Genomic DNA, 20,149 nt, shown 5'->3' with positions numbered 1-20,149 from the left:
CAACGTGTTTTCGCGGCAGGAGCGGGGACGGCTCACGCCGGGCGACGACAGCCAGGGGCGGGGCTCCGGGCGACAGCGGCCACGGGCGGGGCTCCGAGGGCGGCCCCGCGGTGCGAACGGCGTGAGGTCCGCCGCTCATGACGGCCTTGGGTGGGAACGGCGTGGTCCGCCGCTCCTGACGGCCCCGGGCCCCGCCGGGTCCGGTCGCCGGCCGTCAGCGGCGCGCGTCCGGGCGGCCCGCCATCACGAAGTCGTACGCGGCCGCCGCCGTGAACTCCGCCTGCCCGCCGCGCATCAGCAGCTCCGCGCCGCCGAACGCCGGGTCGTCGGCCGTGCCCGGTACGTACGGCACGGCGATGCACCGCATGCCGGCCGCCCGGGCCGCCGCCGCGCCCGGCGGGGCGTCCTCCAGGACCACGCAGTGCGCCGGCTCCACCCCGAGCCGCCGCGCCGCCTCCAGGAACACGTCCGGCGCGGGCTTGCCCCGCTCCACCTCCTCGGCCGAGACCAGGGTGGTGAGGTAGGCGTCCAGCCCCGTACCGCCGAGGACCGCCTCGATCGCGGTGCGCGACGAACCGGACGCGACGGCCATCGGCACGCCCTCCGCGTGGAGGCGTTCCACGAACGCCCGCATCTGCGGGAACACCTCCGTCGCCGCGCGCGCCAGCTCCAGGTAGTACCGGTTCTTGCCGGCCAGCAGCTCGTCGACCGGTGCCTCGATCCCGTACTCCTCCCTGAGGACCTCCAGGGTCTCGCGCGTCCCGATGCCGATGAAGTCGGTGTGGCGGTCCCAGCCGAAGTCCGTGACCCCGTAGTGCTCCAGGAGCCGGCGGCCCGCCTCGTAGTAGTTCGGCTCGCTGTCGACCAGTGTGCCGTCGAGATCGAAGACGACCGCGACGCGGGAGGTGCTCATGCCCCCAGCATGCCAAGCCCCCGCGCGCCCCCGGCCATCGCCGCCGCCGCCCGTCGCCGCCGCCCGTCGGGCGCCGCGGACCGGTCGCTCAGCCGCGCTGCGGACCGGCCGCCCGGCCCACCGCCTCCACCAGCGGCAGCAGCCGGTGCGGCACCCGTTCCCGCAACGCCATCTCCGTACGCGTACGCACCACACCGGGGAGCTGGATCAGCCGCTGGATCACGTCCTCCAGGTGCCCGTTGTCCCGGGCCACGACCCGGGTGATCAGATCGCCGCCGCCGGTGATCGAGAACGCCTCGACGATCTCGGGAACGGCGGCGAGCGCGTCACCCACCTCGTCCAGGTGCCCCTGGGTGACCTCGATGTGCACGAACGCCAGCACCGGGTGCCCGAGCGCGGCGGGGGAGAGGACCGGCCCCGTCCCGGTGATGACCCCCTCCCGCTCCAGCCGGTCCAGCCGTGCCTGGAGGGTGCCGCGCGCGATGCCGAGGATCCGCGCGTACTCCCGCACGCTGGTGCGCGGCTGCTCGATCAGCAACCGGAGGATCCGGGTGTCCAGCTCGTCCACTGCCATGGTCCGTCGCCCCCTGTTGGTACGGCACTTCCACCGTTCACGGTACCAATGGCCCATCCCGCCCCGGCCGGCTCCGCGGCCGCGCGGGCGTCCACCAGTTGGCGCGGCCGGCCAGCCGCATCACGGCCGGGACGAGCAGGCCGCGTACCACGGTCGCGTCCAGGACGGCGGCCAGCGCCAGCCCCACGCCCACGGCCTTCAAAAAGACCAGCCCGGAGGTCGCCAGCGCCACCATGACCACCGCCAGGATGGTGGCCGACCAGGTGAAGAGCCGGGCGGTGCGGTCCAGGCCCACGGCCACCGCCGTCTCCGTGTCCGCGCCCGCCCGGTGCTCCTCCACGACGCGGGACAGCAGCATGCACTCGTAGTCCATCGACAGGCCGAAGGCCACGCAGAAGGTCACCACCGGAATCTGCACGTCGAGGGACCCGGTCGCCGCGAAGTCGCCCACCAGCCACCCCAGGTGCCCCCGCTGGAAGACCAGGACCAGGGCGCCGAACGTGGCACAGAGGCTGAGGGTGTTCAGGACGAGGGCCTTGACGGCCAGGACGGGCTTCCGGGTCAGCCCCAGCACCAGGACGAACATGGACGCGCCCACCAGGGTCAGGGCGAGCGGCAGCCGCTCCCCGACCGCCCCGCGCACATCGGCGACCCTCGCGCCGGGCCCGCCCACCCACGCGCGTGCGGGCGCCGGCACGTCACGGATCGCCCCGACCCGGTCGGCGTTGGCCGGGTCCCCCGCCGCCCCGGCCGTGACCACCGACAGGTACGCGCCCCCGGCGTCCCGGTGGCGCGCCACGAAGCGGGCGGAGGCCGGCGACGGGCGGGCGCCGCGCCGTCCCTCGCGGTAGGTCCCGGTGGCCGTGTCCACCCGCCGCACGCCCGGCACGGCGGACACCCGGCGCGCGTAGCGGTCCAGCGCCACGGCCCCGGGGCGGGCGCGGGCGTCCAGGTCCGGCAGGACGACGGTCGTGACGTCGACCGGCGGGTCGGCGAAGTCCCGCCGCAGCGCCGCCCCCACGCCCCCCGCGGCGGTGCCCGCGGGCAGCACACGGTCGTCGGACACCGCGAACCGTACGCCGGCGAACGGGACGGCCAGCAGCACCAGCAGGCACGCGACCGGGACCCCGGTGACCAGCGGCCGCCGCATCACCAGGACGGCGACCCGCCCCCACCCGCCCAGGGGCGTTCCGCGGCCGCCGGGGCCCGCCCGGTGACCGCCCGGCGGCGTGGCCCTGTCCGGCCGGGGGCGGCGCCACCGGGCGAACACGTCCAGGCGGTCCAGCCGGTCGCCCAGCATCGCGAGCACGGCCGGCAGCACCACCAGGCTGCCCACGGCCGCCATGACCGTCACGGCCACGCCCGCGCAGCCGAGCGAACGCAGCAGCGGGTGCGGGAAGACGAGCAGGGCGGCCATGCTGCACGCGACGGTGCCGGCGGAGAACGCCACCGCCCGCCCGGCGGTGCGCAGGGCGGTGTGCAGGGCCCCGGCCGTGCCCGCCCCGTTCGCGCGCTCCTCGCGGTACCTGCTGACGAGGAACAGGCTGTAGTCGATGGCCAGGGCGAAGGCCAGGGCGGTGCCGATGTTGAGCGCGTACACCGAGACCTCGGTGTGGTCGGCGAGCCTCCGCAGCAGCGCCGTGGTGCCGAGCGCCGCGAACACCCCGACCAGGACGGGCAGCGCGGCGGCCACCAGGGAGCCGAACACCAGCAGCAGGAGGGTCACGGTGACCGGCAGGGCGACCAGCTCGCTCCTCCGCGCGTCACGGGACGCCTGGCGGGCCACCTCGACCCGGGTGGCCGCCTCGCCCCCGGCCGTCACCTCCAGGGGCCCGAACCGTCCGGTCACGCCGGGCACCACCCGCTCGGCGGTCCTGCCGCGCTCGTGGTCCCCGCCGCGGAGCCAGGCCAGGACCAGCGCGCCGCGCCCGTCCCGGGCCCGCAGGGCCGGCATCCGCCCGGTGCTCCAGTACGAGCGGACGCGGACCACCCCGGGTTCGGCGGCCAGCCGGCGCTCGACCGCCCGGGCCGCCGCGACGACCGCGGGGGCGTCCACGGGGGCCAGGGCGGCCGCACCCGGAACGGCGGCCGGGGCGGCCGCGCCCGGGGTCGTCCCGTGCGCGCGGGCCACCGGGGCCCCGTGCGTGCGGGCCAGCGGGGCCCCGTGCGCGCGGGCCACCGGGGCCCCGTGCGCGCGGGCCAGCAGCACCATCCCGGGCCTGCCCTCCTCGAAGTCCCGCCGGAGGACCTCCTCCGCGCGCAGCGACTCGGCCCCGGGCGGCACGATGCCTCCCGAGGACAGCCGCTCGGCCACCCCGTGCCCTCCCACCGCCGCCAGTGCCATCAGCAGCAGCGCCACGACGCACACGAGCCGCCGGTGGCGGACGGCGAACGGCGCGGGCGTGCCGCCGCGCCGGCGGCTGGTGTCGATCCCGTCGCCCCCGCCGGGCGGAGGCACGGGCTCCGGCGGCCGGCCGGGTACCGGGCCGGACCTCGTCGTGCTCGGCATGCGCACTCCCCTCGTACGGGCTCCCGCGGCCGGCGCGGGCGCCGGTCAGGCGGACGACCTGCTTCCGCCTTTCTCCATCGGCCGGGGCCGCCCGCCGCCTTGAGTCGGCCGGTGCACTGGCCCATTGGCCCGCTCGGTCCCGTACCGCTGTCGATGCACCTGGGCCAATGGCCCTGTCGGCTGCGGTTGAGTTGAGCCATCGGGCTGGAAAGTGGTGTCATGGGGGCGTCGATGGCGCTGCGGATCCCGCGGCGCCTTTTTCATGCCGGAACGCCGGAAGGCGCCGGACGTGTCGAAAGGGGCGGGAAACTGTGCTGAAGAGGGTGTTCGTGGCTCCGGATCCGGGCCGGCTGCGGTTGCGCGGCGCCACCCGGGCCGTCCTCGGCATCAGCGTGGCGGTGACCGTGTGCGGGCTCGCCGGACACTCCCTTGCGGCGGCCATCACCGGTGGCCTGGCCGCGCTCCTCGCGCTCTTCACCGTCACGGACGCCTCCGTGCGGGCCCAGGCGGTCACCACCGCCCTGCTGCCCGCCGTCGGGTTCCCCGTGCTCGCCCTGGCCGCCGTCCTCCACGACCACCCGGCCGCCCGGGACGCGGCCTTCCTCGCCGTCCTGGGGGCCGGGGTGTACGCCCGCCGCTGGGGGCCGCGCGGACACTCCCTCGGCGTCTTCGCGTTCATGACGTTCTTCGTCACGCAGTTCCTGCACACGCTGCCCGGCCAGCTCCCCGAGCTGTACGCGGCGGTCGCGCTGTCCCTGCTGTCCTCCTCGGCCGTCCGCTTCGGCCTGTGGTGCTACGAGCGGCGCCTGCCCCCGCCCCCGGCGCAGCCGCCGGCCGAGGGGCGCGGCCTGGCCCGGGCGACCACGCGCCAGGCCGTCCAGGCGACCGTCGGCGGAGCCGTCGCGCTGGTGATCGGCCAGATGCTCTCCGGGGACCGGTGGTACTGGGCCGTCGGCGCCACCTGGTGGATCTTCGTCAACACCACCTCGCGCGGGGAGACGCTGGTCCGCGGCTTCCGCCGGGTGCTCGGCACGCTGATCGGCATCGCCGTCGGGCTGGTGGTGGTCGTCCCGCTGGACGGCGCCGTCGTGCCCACGGCCGTCCTGGTCGCCGGGTGCGTGTTCGGCATCTTCTACACGGCCGCCGTCTCGTACACCTGGATGATGCTGTCGGTCACGCTGATGGCGGGGGCGCTGTACGGGCTCCTCGGCGTGCTCGACCCGGCCCTCCTCGCGCTGCGGGCCATGGAGACCGGTGTCGGGGCGCTCGGGGCCGTGCTGGCCGTGCTCTTCGTCCTGCCCATCACCACCCACGCGACCACCGACGCGTGGATCCAGCGCGCCCTGCGCTGCGTCCACGTCTGCACCGCGGAGGCCGCCGCGCGCCTGTCGGGGACGCCGGGCGCCGACCCGTCCCCGCACGTCACCGAACTGGAGGCGCTGCTCGGGCGGGTACGCCTCTCCCTGGCGCCCCTGGTGCACCCGCTGAGCCCGCTGCGGGCCCGCAAGGCCCGGGCGCGGCAGGTCCTCGCCCTGCTCGACGCGTGCGCCCGCGAGGTACGGGGCCTGGCCTCCATCGCGGCCGACCCCGAGGCCTCCCACGACGCCCGGCTGGCCGCCGCCTGCTGGCGGGTGGAAACGGCCGTGGAGGCGCTCACCACGCCGGAGAGGGCCCGCGAGGCCCGCACGGCCCCCGCCGACGTCCCGCGCGCCGCCGGGCCCGCCACCGAACCCGCGCTCGCCCACCTCCACAGCCTGGAGCGCGCGCTCACCGAGCTCGCCACCCCCCTGCGCACCTCCCCGCGCGAACCGCTGATCGGCGCGTAGCCGCGCGCCGCTCCCCGCCGCGCACCGCGCACCGCTCCCGTCTGCGGCCCGCCGCCGCGCCCCGCCCCGCCCGCCGCTCCCCGCCCGCCGCCACGTTCCGGTCGGGCGTGATCACGCCACCCGCGACGCCGTTGGTCTAGACCTGCTAGCGTCGGGCGCGCACCGAGGTCGGCGGGCTGGGCGGAGAGGGGCATCGCGGTGGCGGACGAGGCGTGGCGGGGCGGAGGGCCGGGCGGGCGGAACGGGGGGCGGGCCTACATCGGGTCGTTCACCTCGGCCGGCGGGCGCGGGATCGTCGCCGCCACCGTGGACTCCCGGACGGGCGCGCCGGTCGTCACGGGCGCGTCGGACGAGGTCGTGGACCCGTCCTTCCTGGCCGTGGCGCCCGGCGGCGACGTGCTGTACGCGGTCAGCGAGACCGAGGAGGGCGCCCTCGCGGCCTTCGACGTCACCGGGCCGGCCCCGCGGCTGCTCGGCGCCCCGGTGCCGGTGGGCGGGCAGCACCCGACCCATCTGGCGCTCGCCGGCGGACGCGCCTTCACCGCCAACTACGGTTCCGGCAGCGTCAGCGCCCTCTCCCTGGCGCCGGACGGCACGCCACGCCCCGCCGCCCAGGTGTTGACGCACCGGGGCTCGGGCCCGCACCCGCAGCGGCAGACCGGCCCGCACGCCCACCAGGTGGTGCCCGCGCCGGGCGGGGGCTGGGTCCTCGGCGTGGACCTCGGCACCGACTCCGTACGCGTCCACGCCCTCGACCCCGCCACGGGCCGGCTCGTCCCGCACGGCGAGACAGCGCTCGGCCCGGGCACCGGTCCGCGCCACCTCGCCTTCCACCCGTCCGGCAGCCACGTCTACGTACTGGCCGAACTGGCCCCCGTGATCGCCGCCTGCCGCTGGGACGCCGCCACCGGCGCCCTGGAGCCCGTGGGCCGCCCGGCCGCCCTGCCCACGCGGGCGGACGCCGTCACGTACCCCTCAGGGATCGTCGCCTCGCCCGACGGCCGGTTCCTGTGGGCGGCGCTGCGCGGGGACGACACGGTCGCCGTCCTGGAACTCGACGGCACCCGGGAGCGGCCGCGGCCCGTCACCACCGTGCCGTGCGGGGGCCACTGGCCCCGTGCCCTCGCCCTGGACCCCTCGGGGCGGCGCCTGTACGTGGCCAACGAGCGCTCCGGCGACGTCACCTGGTTCGACCTCGACCCCACGACCGGCGTGCCGAGCCGGGTGGGCTCGATCGAGGTGCCGGCGGCGTCCTGCGTGGTCTTCACCTGAGAAACGGGGCCCGGGCCCTACCGGAGCCGAGGCCCGGGGCCCGGGGACGGGCGGGTGCCGCCGTCCGGGCGGCGCGAAGGGCCCGTGCCGGACGTCTCCGGTACGGGCCCTCGATGTCGGCGGGCCGGCGGGCGGGCCGGCGGACCGTCAGCGGACCGGGGTCCCCTGCGGCTGCGGTGCGATGCCCAGCGCCGTCGTGTACTGCGACAGCACGAGCTTGCCGACCGCCGGGTAGGCGCCCAGTGCCTGGGCCACCGGGCAGTCCGCCGCCTTCACGGCCTCCTCCAGCAGCCCCTCGCCCAGCTCCGGGCCGATCAGGTACGGCGCGAGCGCGAGCTGGAGCGAACCGGAGCCGCGCAGCTGCTGCGCCACCGCCGCCACCGAGCCCTCCTGGTCCAGCGCCGCCGCCATCACCGGGACCGCGAGCCGGGCGGCCAGCAGCATGCCGGTGATCCCGGCCGCCTGCACGGCCTCCTCACCGCCGACCGTCGCCAGCACGATGCCGTCCGCCGCCGTGGCGACCGTGAACAGCCGCGCCCGGTCGGCGCGGGCGAGGCCCGCCTCGGACAGGCGCACGTGCAGCGCCTCCGCGAGCAGCGGGTGCGGTCCGAGGACGTCGGTCAGCTCGGCGGCCGCGCCGCTGTCCGCGACGGCCTGCCGTATGCGGTCCGTCAGCGTCCGGTCGGGACCCGCCAGCAGCGGGACGACCACGGCAGCCGGGCCCTGGGGCTCGGCCACCTCGCGGCCGGCGGCCCTGGCCAGCTCGTACCGCTCGACACGCAGCTCCGCGGCCCGCCCCAGGACCGCCGACAGCAGGGGGTACTCCACCCCGTCGCCGTCCAGGAAACCGATCGCGGCCTCCAGGCCGGGCAGCTCGGAACGAGCGATGCTCACGACCTCTTCGGCCAGACCGCGGACGGCGGCGGAAGGGGTGCCGGGAACGGCGAGGACGAGCGCGGGCGCGCCCTCGGGGGCCGCCACGGGTTCAGGGCGACGGTGCCGCCCGGACTGTCGGGGTCGCGGCATTCGTACAGGCAGGCCGGAAGCGGGCCCAGTGGGGGAGCTCATGGCGCCGCATGCTACTGGCTTTACCTGCTTCGACGCTTGGGGAGGGGGCGGTCAGGCGCCCTCTGTCCAGCTATGTCCGAGTCGTCGGTCCGGGGGTGATTGTCTCCAGCATGCCCGGCTCGCGCGGCAGTCGGAGCGTGCCCGTCGCGAGGGCCCCCGCGACGGCGAGCGCGCCGTCGAGCGGGTCCCCGGCGGCGGGTACCCGGCGGGCGTGCGGGAGCTGGGCGGCCAGTTCGGCACGCAACGGTACGAGGAGGGGGTCGCCCATCCCGAACAGTCCGCCCGTCAGCGCGACTTCACCTCCTCCGCCGCCGTGCCCGCCACCGCTCGCACCGCCGTGGCCCCTCGTGTCCCCGGCGCCGCCCGTCCCGTCGTCCCCGTCCGTCCCGCCGTTCCCTTCGCGCGGGCAGACGGCGGCCGCGGCCTCCGCGATGTGCCGGGCGGCCCGCGCCAGGATGCCGGCGGACACCGGGTCCCCCTCGGCGGCGCACCTGCCGACCTCGGGCGCGAACGACGCGAGCACGGCGGGCCGGTCGGTCCGCGGGTAGAGCCGGCCGGGGAGAGTCGCCGGGGGGCCGAACACCGCCTCCAGGCGCGCCAGGAGCGCGGTGGAGCCACCGCGCCGTCCGTCATGGGCGCGCAGGGCGGCCTCCAGGCCGGCACGGCCGATCCAGGCCCCGCCGCCGCAGTCGCCCAGCAGATGCCCCCAGCCGTCCGCGCGGCGCCAGCGGGACAGGTCCGTACCGACCGCGATGAGACCGGTGCCCGCGGCGACCACCGCCCCGGGCCGTTGTCCGAGCGCACCCGCGTACGCGGTCACGGCGTCGGCGGCCAGGGCCAGCCGGCGCACCCCGAGGGAACGGCGCAGCGCTTCCGGCAGGGTGGCGCGCACCGCGTCCCCGAGCGTCGCCATCCCGGCCGCCCCGACCGCGACCGCGGCGAGCCGGCCGGCCCCGGCCCGCTCCAGCAGTGCCTCGGCCGCCGGCACGAGCCGCTCCAGCAGGTGAGCCGCGTCGATCCCGTCCGGGCCGACGGGCACCGGGTCGCCGGAGGTGACGCCGCCGGCGACCCGGCCCCCGCCGGACGCGCCCGGGGCCGTCCCGAGCGCGATCCGCAGTCCGGAGCCGCCCGAGTCGACGCCGAGCACCCAGGTCCCGGTGCTCATCCGGCCGTCGCGGGGACCGTCACGGCAGCCGCCAGTCGACCGGCCGCGATCCCTGGCCGACCAGCAGTTCGTTCGTCCGGCTGAACGGCCGGGAGCCGAAGAAGCCCCGGTCCGCCGACATGGGCGAGGGGTGGGCCGATTCGATGGCCGGGAGGTCGCCGAGCAGCGGACGGAGGTTGCGGGCGTCGCGTCCCCACAGCACGGACACCAGGGGCTTGCCCCGGGCCACGAGCGCCTTGATGGCCTGTTCGGTCACTTCCTCCCAGCCCTTGCCCCGGTGGGCGGCCGGTTTGCGGGGAGCCGTGGTGAGCGCCCGGTTGAGCAGCAGCACCCCTTGGCGCGTCCAGGGCGTCAGGTCGCCGTTCGACGGCCTGGGCAGGCCCAGGTCGGAGTGCAGCTCCCGGAAGATGTTCTCCAGGCTGCCCGGCAACGGCCGCACCTCGGGCGCGACGGAGAAGCTGAGCCCCACCGCGTGCCCGGGCGTCGGGTACGGGTCCTGTCCGACGATCAGCACCCGGACCTCGTGGAACGGCTGCTGGAACGCCCGCAGCACGTTCGGTCCGGACGGGAGGTAGGTGCGTCCGGCGGCGATCTCCGTACGGAGGAAGTCACCCATTCCGGCGATGCGTTCGGCCACCGGCGCGAGGGCCTCGGCCCACCCCGGCTCGACGATTTCTTTCAACGGTCGTGCTGCCACGGCCGTCACTCTACTGGCGCAGCGGGCGGGCGCCTCACCCGACGACCACCGCCCGCACGCAGAGCACGTCCGGCAGGTGGGAGGCCAACAGCCGCCAGCTCTCGCCCTCGTCGGCGCTGGCGTACACCTCGCCGTTGCGGTTGCCGAAGTAGACGCCGGCCGGATCCGCGTCGTCCGTGCACATCGCGTCGCGCAGCACCGTCCCGTAGTGGTCGCCGTCCGGCAGGCCGTCCGACAGGGCCTCCCAGCTCCGGCCCGCGTCACTCGTACGGTAGACCCGGCACCGCCGCTCCGCCGGGACCCGGTCGGAGTCGGCCGTGATCGGGAAGACGTACGCCACGTCGGCGCGGTGCGGGTGCGCGGCCGCCGCGAAGCCGAAGTCGGAGGGCAGCCCCGCGCCGATGTCGGTCCAGGTGCCGCCCGCGTCGTCGCTGCGGTACACCCCCCAGTGGTTCTGGAGGTAGAGCCGGTCCGGGTCGCCCGCGTCCTGGGCGATCTTGTGCACGCACTGGCCGAACGCGGGGTGGGGGTCCGGCAGGAAGACCGCCGACACCCCCTGGTTCGACGGTGACCAGCTCGCGCCGCCGTCCCGGGTGCGGAACACCCCGGCCGTGGAGACCGCGACCGTCACCGCGTCCGGGTCCCGGGGGTCCGTGACGACCGTGTGCAGTCCCTCGCCACCGCCGCCCGGGACCCACCGGGACCGCGTCGGGTGCTCCCACAGCGGCCGGACCAGCTCGAAGCTCTCCCCGCCGTCCTCGGAGCGGAACAGCGCGGCCGGCTCCGTGCCCGCGTACACCACGCCGGGCGCCGCGGGCCCGGCCGGGTGGAGCTGCCAGACCCGCTCCAGCGAAGCCCCGGTGTCCTTGGGGAACTTGACGGCGGGCCGCACCGGCTCCGTCCACGTGGCGCCCAGGTCGTCGGAGTGGAACACCGACGGACCCCAGTGGGAGCTGTCCCCGCCGACCAGCACCCGCGGGGTGGCCCCGCGCATGTCGATACCGACCGCGTACACGGCCTGCGCGTTGAAGTGAGGGCCCTGGAACTCCCACCGGCCGCCGCGCCTGCGGCCGGTGAACAGCCCCTTGCGGGTGCCTACGGTCAGTAGTACGTCGGTCATCGCCGACACCTCCTGGACGCCTTTGTCGCGGATACGGGCCAGTGTGCACCCGCCCACTGACACCGGCGCCCGGAGGCGGCGTCCGCCCTGGTCGGGGCGGGCGCGTCAGACCGAGCGGTGGTACTGGTCCGGCACGTGCGCGTCACCGCCGAGCTCCCGCGCCGCGTGCCGCGCCCAGGACGGGTTGCGCAGCAGCTCGCGGCCCAGCAGCACCGCGTCCGCCTCGCCGTTCGCGACGATCTTCTCGGCCTGCTCGGCCTCGGTGATCAGCCCCACGGCGGCGACCGGCAGCCCCGTCTCCTCCTTCACCCGCGCCGCGAACGGCACCTGGTAGCCGGGGCCGACGGGGATGCGGACGCGCGGCGCGTTGCCGCCGGTCGACACGTCGAGCAGGTCGACGCCGTGCTCCTTGAGCAGCGCGGCGAAACGGACGGTGTCATCGGCGGTCCAGCCCGCCTCCTCCAGCCAGTCGGTGGCGGAGATCCGGAAGAACAGGGGCAGTTCCTCGGGCCACACCTCCCGCACCGCGTCGACGACGCCCAGGGCGAAGCGCGTGCGGTTCTCGAAGGAGCCGCCGTAGGCGTCGGTGCGGTGGTTGCTGTGCGGGGAGAGGAACTCGCCGATCAGGTAGCCGTGCGCGCCATGGATCTCGAGCACCTGGAAGCCCGCGTCCAGCGCGCGCCGGGCGGCCGTCGCGAACCTGCCGGTGATCTCCTGGATCCGTTCCGGCGTCAGCTCGTCGGGGACGGGGTGGCCCTCGTCGAACGGCACCGCGCTGGGGGCGACCGGCTGCCAGCCGTGCGCCTGGGGGCCGACGGGGGCGCCGCCCTTCCAGGGCCGGTCGGTGGAGGCCTTGCGCCCGGCGTGGCCGATCTGGATGCCCGGCACGGTGCCCTGGCCCTTGAGGAAGCCCGTGATCCGGCGCAGCGCCTCGACCTGTGTGTCGTTCCAGATGCCGAGGTCGTACGGGCTGATGCGGCCCTCGGGCGCCACCGCGGTCGCTTCCAGCAGGATCAGGCCGGTGCCGCCGGCGGCGCGGGCCGCGTAGTGGGCGAAGTGCCAGTCGTTCGCCACGCCCGCGTCCGGCCCCGTGGCCTCGGCACTGTACTGGCACATCGGTGCCATCCAGACGCGGTTGGGGATGGTCAGCGACCGCAGGGTGCGGGGCTCGAACAGTGCGCTCACGGCGGACTCCAGTCAGGGCGGGGCCGGTTACGGTTCGTACGATAACCATCGTAGTACGCCACCTGTCAAACTACGAGGCTCCTCGTACAATGGAGGGAACCGACCGACCTGGAGCCGCCGTGACCACCGCGACCAGCCCGCGCGCACTCGCGCACCCCGCGCGCGACGAGATCCGCCTCGAAGGCGTGCTCCACGCGCTGTCCGACCCCATGCGGCTGCGAGTCGTCCGCGAACTGGCGGCGTCCGGTACGGAGGTGGCGTGCTCGTACATCGAGCTGCCGGTCACCAAGTCGACCACCACGCACCACTTCCGCGTCCTCCGCGAAAGCGGCGTCATCCGCCAGACCTATCGCGGCACGGCCAAGATGAACGCCCTGCGCCGGACCGACCTGGAGGCCCTCTTCCCGGGCCTGCTGGACACCGTCCTGGCCGCGGCCGAGGGCCAGGAGGCGCGGCTGGCCGGCGCCTGACCCCCCGTACCCGGTCCGCCCTGACGGCCCGGGCCGCCAGGGCCGTCCGAACCGCCTGGACGCACCGGTCCGTCCGGACCGGATCAGTCCTGCCCGGCGGCCGCCAGCAGCCCGCTCCAGTCGGGGATCTTGACCGAGCCGCGGCCCAGGGTGTGGCCGAGTGCCGACTCCGCCTCCTCGATCGACAGCCAGCCCGGCCACTCCACCGGCCGGTGGCCCCAGGTGCGCAGCGTGGCGAGGGGGTCCTCCGCCACCGCCCGCCGGGCCAGTGCCGGGGCGTCCGCCAGCAGCGAGCCGGCCGTCTCCTTCGCGCACGGCCGGTTGGTGCCGATCACCCCGGTCGGGCCGCGCTTGATCCATCCCGCCACGTACTCGCCCCGGGACGGCCTCCCGTCCCGCAGCACCCGCCCCGCCGCGTGCGGGACCGTCCCGCGCGCCGCGTCGAACGGCAAGCCCTCCAGCGGCACTCCGCGGTAGCCGACCGCCCGCAGGACGAGCTGCCCCTCGACGTCCTCGTACGCCCCCGTCCCGCGCACCCCGCCCGCACCGTCCGGGACCGTGCGCTCGAAACGCACCCCGGCCGCCCGGCCGTCGCGCTCCAGCACCTCCACCGGCCGCAGGAAGAACCGCACGCGGATCACCCGCTCCCGGGGGTCCCGGCCGGTGGCCCCCGCCCAGGCGCGGACCACCTCCACGTTGCGCCGGTTGACCGCCGGGAGCCCCGCCGGATCGGTGTACGCCGGGTCCAGGGCCAGGTCCGACGACTCGACCTCCACCCGCGCCCGCGGCATCGCGCCCAGCTCCCGCAGCTCCTTGGTGGTGAACTTGGCCTGGGACGGGCCCCGCCGGCCCACCATGTGCACCTCCCGCACCCGGCTCGCGGCCAGTGCGCCCAACGCGGTCTCGGGTACGTCGGTGGGATGCAGCTCCTCGGGGCCGCGGGCCAGGATCCTGGCCACGTCGACGGCCACGTTGCCGACACCGATCACCACCGCGGACCGGGCGCCGAGGACGAACCCGCCGGCGACCGCGTCCGGGTGGGCGCTGTACCAGGAGACGAACTCGGTGGCCGAGTAGCTGCCGGGCAGGTCCTCGCCGGGCACGTCCAGCCGCCGGTCGCGCGCCGCGCCCACGCAGTAGACGACCGCGTGGTAGAGCTCCAGCAGCCGCTCGGGCGTCAGCCCGCGCGCCCCGACCTCGACGTTGCCGACGAATCCGATCCGCTCGTGCTCCAGGACCGTGCGGAGGTTGTTCTGCAAGGACTTGATCTTCTCGTGGTCCGGTGCCACTCCGTAGCGCACCAGCCCGTACGGGCACGGCAGCCGGTCCAGGACGTGGACGCGTACACCCGGTACCGCGGTCTGCTCGACGAGGGACTGCGCGGTGTAGACCCCGCTGGGCCCGGAACCGACGACGGCGACACGAAGCACGGGTGCGCTCCTTCCCGCAGGGACTCCCAGGATCGCACCGCGGCGCCCGGGGCGGGAGTGGGCGGGCGCGGCGTGCGCCGACCGTGGCACGCGTGCGCGTGCCACGACGGACGGGGAGGATCCGATGTTTATGGTGCCGGATATGCAGGATCATGCATTTTCCGCTGTAAATGATGATCTTAACGTCCGCCCGCCCCGCTCGCCATCGCCCGGGCCCCGGGGCCCCCGGCGGGTCGCCGCGTCACATCGCGCGCATGCGGTCGACCTCGGCGGTCTGCTGGGTGATCACGTCGTTGGCCATCTCCTCCACCTGGACGGCGTTCCCCTGCGCCAGCACCTCGGCGGCCATGGTGACCGCCCCCTGGTGGTGCGTGATCATCAGCTCCAGGAACAGCTCGTCGAAGGCGCGGCCGCGCGCCTGGCGCAACCGGGTCAATTGGGCCTCGGTGGCCATACCGGGCATCGTGCCGTGGTCGTGGCCCGAGTGGGGCCTGGGCCCACCGTTGTTTTTCAGCCACCCCCGCATCGCGCCGATCTCCGGCTCCTGCGCCGCCGCGATCCGCGCGGCCACCTGCTTCACCTGGGTCGACGCCGCCTGCTTCGCCGCGAGGGCGGTCATCTCCAGGGCCTGGCCATGGTGGACGATCATCATCTGCGCATAGGCGAAATCCGCCGCATTGGGCGTGTCCGGCGGAACGGCCGCACGGGCCTGCTCCGGCGACAGGGTCCGCGCGGGCTCACCCGGACCGCCGGGAGCCACCACCACCGGGCCGCCGCCCCCGCCCGCCGCCTTGGGCTGCGGTTCGGCACCGCCCCCCGGGGGCCCGGCCTCGCAGCCGGCCAGGGAGAGGACGGCGGTGAGGGCGACCGCCGCCACGACGCTTGAGCTGCGCTTCAACACGAAACCTCCAGTGCACGGGTGATGCCGGGACCGCCGCTGCGCTCGGACTCCTCGATTAAGTCTGTGTTGGACCTGTTGAGATGTACATGTAGAGGCCGATACTGCCGGAGTCCGTCACCCGATCGGATACGAACGGACACAAGGGAGGACGACGCAGTGACCTCGTTGCGCACCACTCATGTGCGACGCAGACGACTGGGCGTGGCCACCGCCGCGGCCGGACTTCTCGCCACACTCCTGACGGCCGGCCCCGCCGCCGCCATCCCCGACCCCGGGGACGCACCCGCCCCGCCGGGCACCGTCTCCTCGCAACAGCGGGACGAAGCCCGGACCGCCATCGCCTCCGGTGAGGTGCCCGGGGTGGACGAGACCGTCCACAGCGCCAACATCACCCACCTCGCCAACGTCCCGCGCGAGGCGTTCACCGGCGTCAACTCGGATCTGGCCTTCCAGGGCCGCTACGCCTTCGCCGGCAACTACGACGGCTTCCGCATCTTCGACATCAGCGATCCCACCGCTCCGGAGACGGTCGCCCAGGTCCTGTGCCCGGGCTCCCAGAACGACGTGTCCGTCTCCGGCAACCTCCTGTTCCTCTCCACCGACTCCTCGCGCAGCGACAACTCCTGCACCAGCACCACGCAGCCCGCCACCGAGAAGTCCTCCTGGGAGGGCATCAAGGTCTTCGACATCAGCGACAAGCGCAACCCCCGGTACGTCGCCGCCGTCGAGACCGCCTGCGGCTCCCACACCCACACCCTGGTGCCGGACGGCCGGAACGTCTACGTCTACGTCTCCTCGTACTCGCCCAACGCCGCCTTCCCCGACTGCCAGCCGCCCCACGACGGCATCTCGGTCATCAAGGTGCCGCGCAAGGCCCCCGAGAAGGCCGCGATCGTGAACTTCCCCGTCCTCTTCCCGGGCGAGGGCCCCGACGGCGGCGGCAACCCGGGCGCGCCCACCAACCCCGGCGTCTCCAAGACCACCGGCTGCCACGACATCACGGTGCTGCCCTCCAAGGACCTGGCAGCCGGCGCCTGCATGGGCGACGGCATCCTGTTCTCCATCGAGGACCCGGAGAACCCCCAGGTCATCGACCGGGTGCAGGACAACGTCAACTTCGCCTTCTGGCACTCCGCCACCTTCAACCAGAAGGCCAACAAGGTCGTCTTCACCGACGAGCTGGGCGGCGGGGTCGGTGCCACCTGCAACGAGCACACCGGACCCACCCGGGGCGCCGACGGCATCTACGACATCGTCGGCAAGGGCGACAAGCGCAAGCTGGTCTTCCGCAGCTACTTCAAGATCGACCGCCACCAGGCGGACACCGAGAACTGCGTCGCACACAACGGCTCGCTGATCCCGGTCAAGGGCAAGGACATCATGGTCCAGGCCTGGTACCAGGGCGGCGTCTCGGTGTGGGACTTCACCGACTCCACCAGGCCCAAGGAGATCGCCTACTTCGAGCGCGGCCCGCTCAGCACCGACAAGCTGGTGACCGGCGGCTCCTGGTCGGCGTACTACTACAACGGCCACATCTACTCGAACGACATGGTCAAGGGCTTCGACGTCCTCCGGCTCGACGACCGTCGCACCGACCCGGCGAAGCGGCTGCGGATGCACCGGCTCAACGTGCAGACGCAGCCCGATTACTTCGACGACTTCGACGACGACTGACCGCCGCTCCCACCCGTGCCGCCGGACGGACCACCGTCCGGCGGCACGCCCAGCTCCCAGTCCAGCCCGTACCGCTGGAACAGCTCGGCGCGCAGCCGCGCCGGCGCCATGGGCGCCCCCGGCAGCAGCACCGCGAAGACCGCGCCCATCAGCAGCGCCCGCAGCAGCGGATAGTCGGCGTCCACGTCCCGGGAGCCGTACCGGTCCACCGTGTCCCGCAGCAGGGACGCCAGCCGCTGCTGCTCCGGGCCCTGGACGAACCCCTCCGCCTGGAGGATCCCCGCCATGTGCGTACGCATCAGCAGCGGCTGCTCCATCGCCAGGCCCAGGATCGCGTCGATGGCCCGCGCCAGCCGCTCCCGCCCGTCCTCGCTGCGGGGCTCGCGCTCCAGCGCCGCCTCCAGGGTCAGGTGCATCAGCCGGTGCACCGCGGACTGGAGCAACTGCCGCTTGCCCGGGAAGTAGTACGACACCAGCCCGCGCGCCGAACCCGCCCGGTCGGCGATGTCCGCCAGCGTCGTCGCCTCGTACCCCCGCTCGGCGACCAGCTCCACCGTCGCCTGGAGCAGCCGCTCCCGCGAACGCCGTCGCAGCTCTTCATTGACCGATGCGCTGCGCGGGGACATGCTTAACTCCTGCGTTGACTGGCTCACAGCCAATATACTCGGGGCAAGGCCGGCCGGACCGGGCGACGCGGGGGATCGCCTGGTCCCGTCGGCCTGCACCGACGTGTGGGGGCGGGGTCAGGCCACGTAGCCGCCCCGCCGCTCGGCGCCCTTCCCGTCCCGCCCGTCCCGCCGCGCCGCTCCGCGCGCGGCCGTCCGCTCGTACGTCAGGATCGCGACGGCCACCAGACACGTCCCCAGCAGCCAGCCGCCCAGGACGTCCGACGCCCAGTGCACCCCCAGGTAGAGCCGCGACAGACCCACCCCCACGACCGACACCAGGCCGACGAGCAGCACCACGGCCCGCACGCGCCGGCCCGCGCCGGAACGCGACAGCAGCCACAGCAGCAGCCCACAGGTCACCGCCGCCGTCATCGCGTGCCCGGACGGGAACGCCGAGAAGTGCGCCGAGTCCACCGGATCGGGCCACTGCGGCCGCTCGCGGCCCACCGCCGCCTTCAGCACCTGCTGCACGGCGGAGCCCAGCACGCTCACCGACGCGGCCCACACCGCCAGCAGCCGCTCCCCGTGCCGCCACAGCCACACCACCCCTACGGCCACCAGCACCCGCATGGCCCACGGATCCCACACCCAGTCACTGAGGATCCGGTTGGCCTGCGTGAGCGCCGGACTGCGCACCGCCGAATCGTGCATTCCCTCCGCCACCGCACGGTCCAGGGTGATCAAGGGCCCCCACTCGGCCGCGACGAACGCCAGCAGGACGGCCGAGAGCGCCCCTGACCACAGGGCGACGGCCGAGGCGGAAGGGGAGCGGGTGCGGGAACGGGTGGGGGAGTGCATGGGGTGATCCTCCCCGGCCTTCCCCGGACTATCCCCGTGCGCCCGCCGGCCCGGCGCGTCGCGGCACGGCCGGGCGACCACTCACCGCCGCGCCCTCAGCGCCCGGCGACCGCTCGCCGCCGCGCCCTCAGCGCCCGGCGACCACTCACCGCCGCGCCCTCAGCGCCCGGCGACCGCTCACCCCAGCGCCTTCAGCGCCGGGACCAACGCCACCAGCAGCGGCACCGCCGGGACGAACGCGGCGGCCGCCGTCAGCCGCAGGCGCCGCCCGGCGGTGAGGCGGGGCGCGGCGGCCAGCAGGCGGTTCACCCGGTGCGGAAGCTGGGCGTCCGGGGCCGGGCACGGCCCGAACACCCCCCGGTCCTCGTTCAGTTCCACCAGCGCCAGCGCGATCGTCAGCCGCCCGTACCGCCGCGACGCCACGTCGTCCGCCGCCAGCTCCACGAGCCGGTGCATCTCGTTCCGGAACGCCGCGAACACCGGAACCCGCGGGAACCCGGTGGCCAGCGCCGTGGAGCAGTGCAGCAGCCAGTGGTGGCGCGCCCGCGCGTGCCCCTGCTCATGGGCGAGGACCGCGTCCAACTGGTGTCCTTTCAAGCGGCGCAGCGCGGCCGTGGTGACGACCAGCCGAGGCGCCGATCCGGGCAGCCACCAGGTGTCCGGCCGCTCGCCCTCCAGCAGCACCAGCGCGTCGGCGCCGGGCTCCTCGCCCGGCAACAGCGGGGAGCGTACGAGGAGTTCGGCGCGCCGTCGCCGGTGCCGCGCCCGGGCCCTGCGCACCTCCCGGGTGAGCATCGCCCCGGTCCACAGCCCGCCGCACGCCAGCAGCACCGCGAGCACGGCCGACCAGGGCCCGTCCGCGCCCAGCTCGTACGCCTCGACCACCGCGCGCGGGGCGGGCGCGAACACGTGCCCCCGTACCGCCTGCCAGGCGGTCGCCGCGCTGAACGTCATCGACAGCGCGAAGCACAGCAACACCGCCGCCACCACGCACTGCCACACCCACAGCGCCACGACCGGCTCGCGCTCCGGCCAGTCGACCCGCGCCAGCAGACGCGGAGCCGCCACGGCGGTGAGAAGGCCGAGCCCGAGCAGCGCGAGGGAGACCAGCATGGACTCACCATAGGAGCGGGGCACTACTCATCGGTATGACCTTGCGCGGCAAGTGACGCACACCACGGAATCCGCAGCACCGGTCACGGTTCGCGCACCCCGCCCCCGTCATACCGCCGCCAGCATGGCCAGCATCGCCAGGCCCATGGCGACCCGGCACGCCGGCGCCGTCTCCGGCCCGGACCACCGCCCGCCGGGCACGGTCCCCGCCGTCCCCGTCCCCGCCGTCCCCGTGGTCCCGGCCGGCGCGGGCACCAGCCGCAGGCCCGACCGCAGCACGTACACCGCGTAATAGACGAGCAACGCCCCCGTCACCAGCGGCACCCCGCCCCCCGCCCCGGCCCCGGCGGCGCCGCCGTGCGCCGTGTGCGGGCCCGTCCCTCCCCCGGTCATCGCCAGCGCCATGTACACCATGGCCAGCGAGCCCACCAGATGGTGCAGATGGTGGCCGGCACCGCCGCGGACCGACCACAGCGCCCGCAGCGCCGCGGCCCCGAACACCACCGCGTACCCGGTCCACACCCACTGCGGCGGCCCCGCCGCCGAGGCCGGCACCGCCATCGCGGCCATCCCCACGCCCATCACCGCCTCGTCCACGGCCGCCCGGCGCCCGGCGCCCGTACAGCTCCTCGTCCGCGCCAGGCAGACGGCGCCGGTCCACAGGCACAGCGCCACCAGCAGCCAGCCGGGCATCGCGGGTCCGTGCACGACGTACCTCCCCCTCGCGGGACGACGGCTGCTGGGACGATGCCCGGCCCGGGCGGGG

18 protein-coding genes are annotated in these 20,149 nt (G+C 75.4%); 4 read left to right on the top strand and 14 right to left on the bottom strand.

The features are described 5' to 3' along the window. Nucleotides 1-214: 214 nt before the first annotated feature. The 3 genes from ACZ7LK_RS16475 to ACZ7LK_RS16465 form a co-directional block, all read right to left on the bottom strand. Nucleotides 215-913, bottom strand: coding sequence for an HAD family hydrolase (locus ACZ7LK_RS16475; RefSeq protein WP_392273428.1), 699 nt, complete (start codon nt 911-913; stop codon nt 215-217). Nucleotides 914-1,001: 88 nt separating this feature from the next. Then, entirely contained in the window at nt 1,002-1,487 is a 486-nt protein-coding gene (locus tag ACZ7LK_RS16470) for an Lrp/AsnC family transcriptional regulator (RefSeq protein ID WP_392273429.1), read from the bottom strand. A gap of 37 nt (nt 1,488-1,524) precedes the next feature. Continuing rightward, nucleotides 1,525-3,996 (bottom strand): MMPL family transporter, encoded by a 2,472-nt coding sequence (locus ACZ7LK_RS16465; protein WP_471141357.1) that lies wholly within the window; start codon nt 3,994-3,996, stop codon nt 1,525-1,527. A gap of 311 nt (nt 3,997-4,307) precedes the next feature. Here ACZ7LK_RS16465 and ACZ7LK_RS16460 point away from each other — a divergent pair, with 311 nt between their 5' ends. Then, a complete protein-coding gene (locus tag ACZ7LK_RS16460; protein ID WP_392273431.1) occupies nt 4,308-5,822 on the top strand; it encodes an FUSC family protein in 1,515 nt (504 codons plus the stop codon). A gap of 198 nt (nt 5,823-6,020) precedes the next feature. Next, nucleotides 6,021-7,094, top strand: coding sequence for a lactonase family protein (locus ACZ7LK_RS16455; protein ID WP_469462584.1), 1,074 nt, complete (start codon nt 6,021-6,023; stop codon nt 7,092-7,094). A 147-nt stretch (nt 7,095-7,241) separates the two neighbouring features. Here the strand turns inward: ACZ7LK_RS16455 and ACZ7LK_RS16450 are convergent, their stop codons facing one another. The 5 genes from ACZ7LK_RS16450 to ACZ7LK_RS16430 all read right to left on the bottom strand — a co-directional run bounded on the left by ACZ7LK_RS16450 (nt 7,242) and on the right by ACZ7LK_RS16430 (nt 12,329). Then, nucleotides 7,242-8,162, bottom strand: a complete 921-nt coding sequence (locus tag ACZ7LK_RS16450; RefSeq protein ID WP_471141354.1) for a sirohydrochlorin chelatase — start codon at nt 8,160-8,162, stop codon at nt 7,242-7,244. Between the two features lie 70 nt (nt 8,163-8,232). Beyond that, nucleotides 8,233-9,327 (bottom strand): N-acetylglucosamine kinase, encoded by a 1,095-nt coding sequence (locus ACZ7LK_RS16445; RefSeq protein ID WP_471141351.1) that lies wholly within the window; start codon nt 9,325-9,327, stop codon nt 8,233-8,235. Between the two features lie 19 nt (nt 9,328-9,346). Further along, entirely contained in the window at nt 9,347-10,024 is a 678-nt protein-coding gene (locus ACZ7LK_RS16440; RefSeq protein WP_392273435.1) for a uracil-DNA glycosylase, read from the bottom strand. 34 nt (nt 10,025-10,058) lie between these two features. Beyond that, nucleotides 10,059-11,144 carry a WD40/YVTN/BNR-like repeat-containing protein gene (locus tag ACZ7LK_RS16435; RefSeq protein ID WP_469462577.1) on the bottom strand — a complete coding sequence of 362 codons (1,086 nt, stop codon included), beginning with the start codon at nt 11,142-11,144 and terminating at the stop codon, nt 10,059-10,061. 105 nt (nt 11,145-11,249) lie between these two features. Then, the gene (locus tag ACZ7LK_RS16430; RefSeq protein WP_469462575.1) at nt 11,250-12,329 is read right to left on the bottom strand and encodes an NADH:flavin oxidoreductase/NADH oxidase; all 1,080 of its coding nucleotides are present in this window, start codon (nt 12,327-12,329) and stop codon (nt 11,250-11,252) included. A gap of 119 nt (nt 12,330-12,448) precedes the next feature. Between ACZ7LK_RS16430 and ACZ7LK_RS16425 the strand changes: the two genes are divergently transcribed. Beyond that, nucleotides 12,449-12,799, top strand: coding sequence for an ArsR/SmtB family transcription factor (locus tag ACZ7LK_RS16425; RefSeq protein WP_392273438.1), 351 nt, complete (start codon nt 12,449-12,451; stop codon nt 12,797-12,799). 83 nt (nt 12,800-12,882) lie between these two features. On the opposite strand, the gene ACZ7LK_RS16420 is transcribed toward ACZ7LK_RS16425, so the two are convergent. Continuing rightward, the gene (locus tag ACZ7LK_RS16420) at nt 12,883-14,229 is read right to left on the bottom strand and encodes an FAD-dependent oxidoreductase (RefSeq protein WP_471141345.1); all 1,347 of its coding nucleotides are present in this window, start codon (nt 14,227-14,229) and stop codon (nt 12,883-12,885) included. Between the two features lie 241 nt (nt 14,230-14,470). Continuing rightward, a complete protein-coding gene (locus tag ACZ7LK_RS16415) occupies nt 14,471-15,127 on the bottom strand; it encodes a DUF305 domain-containing protein (protein ID WP_471141342.1) in 657 nt (218 codons plus the stop codon). Nucleotides 15,128-15,286: 159 nt separating this feature from the next. On the opposite strand from ACZ7LK_RS16415, the gene ACZ7LK_RS16410 reads away from it, so the two are divergent. Beyond that, nucleotides 15,287-16,804 carry an LVIVD repeat-containing protein gene (locus tag ACZ7LK_RS16410; RefSeq protein WP_469465309.1) on the top strand — a complete coding sequence of 506 codons (1,518 nt, stop codon included), beginning with the start codon at nt 15,287-15,289 and terminating at the stop codon, nt 16,802-16,804. Here ACZ7LK_RS16410 and ACZ7LK_RS16405 read toward each other — a convergent pair. The 4 genes from ACZ7LK_RS16405 to ACZ7LK_RS16390 all read right to left on the bottom strand — a co-directional run bounded on the left by ACZ7LK_RS16405 (nt 16,777) and on the right by ACZ7LK_RS16390 (nt 20,091). Beyond that, nucleotides 16,777-17,430: a TetR/AcrR family transcriptional regulator gene (locus ACZ7LK_RS16405; protein ID WP_392273442.1), complete on the bottom strand. Its 654-nt coding sequence runs from the start codon at nt 17,428-17,430 to the stop codon at nt 16,777-16,779. The genes ACZ7LK_RS16410 and ACZ7LK_RS16405 overlap by 28 nt on opposite strands. 117 nt (nt 17,431-17,547) lie before the next feature. Then, a complete protein-coding gene (locus tag ACZ7LK_RS16400; RefSeq protein ID WP_469465207.1) occupies nt 17,548-18,270 on the bottom strand; it encodes a phosphatase PAP2 family protein in 723 nt (240 codons plus the stop codon). Between the two features lie 177 nt (nt 18,271-18,447). After that, nucleotides 18,448-19,383, bottom strand: a complete 936-nt coding sequence (locus tag ACZ7LK_RS16395) for a M56 family metallopeptidase (RefSeq protein WP_392273444.1) — start codon at nt 19,381-19,383, stop codon at nt 18,448-18,450. Between the two features lie 108 nt (nt 19,384-19,491). Then, entirely contained in the window at nt 19,492-20,091 is a 600-nt protein-coding gene (locus ACZ7LK_RS16390) for a DUF5134 domain-containing protein (protein ID WP_469465208.1), read from the bottom strand. Nucleotides 20,092-20,149: the final 58 nt, after the last annotated feature.

The organism is Streptomyces sp. NPDC039423, from assembly GCF_055598725.1.
Note: the sequence above shows the minus strand (reverse complement) of the source record. Positions and strands in the feature narration are given on the sequence as shown.

Coding starts and splice junctions, on each gene's coding strand:
- ACZ7LK_RS16475 (WP_392273428.1), bottom strand. CDS start 913: ATGAGCACCTCCCGCGTCGCGGTCGTCTTCGATCTCGACGGCACACTG.
- ACZ7LK_RS16470 (WP_392273429.1), bottom strand. CDS start 1,487: ATGGCAGTGGACGAGCTGGACACCCGGATCCTCCGGTTGCTGATCGAG.
- ACZ7LK_RS16465 (WP_471141357.1), bottom strand. CDS start 3,996: ATGCCGAGCACGACGAGGTCCGGCCCGGTACCCGGCCGGCCGCCGGAG.
- ACZ7LK_RS16450 (WP_471141354.1), bottom strand. CDS start 8,162: ATGAGCTCCCCCACTGGGCCCGCTTCCGGCCTGCCTGTACGAATGCCG.
- ACZ7LK_RS16445 (WP_471141351.1), bottom strand. CDS start 9,327: ATGAGCACCGGGACCTGGGTGCTCGGCGTCGACTCGGGCGGCTCCGGA.
- ACZ7LK_RS16435 (WP_469462577.1), bottom strand. CDS start 11,144: ATGACCGACGTACTACTGACCGTAGGCACCCGCAAGGGGCTGTTCACC.
- ACZ7LK_RS16405 (WP_392273442.1), bottom strand. CDS start 17,430: ATGTCCCCGCGCAGCGCATCGGTCAATGAAGAGCTGCGACGGCGTTCG.
- ACZ7LK_RS16400 (WP_469465207.1), bottom strand. CDS start 18,270: ATGCACTCCCCCACCCGTTCCCGCACCCGCTCCCCTTCCGCCTCGGCC.
- ACZ7LK_RS16395 (WP_392273444.1), bottom strand. CDS start 19,383: ATGCTGGTCTCCCTCGCGCTGCTCGGGCTCGGCCTTCTCACCGCCGTG.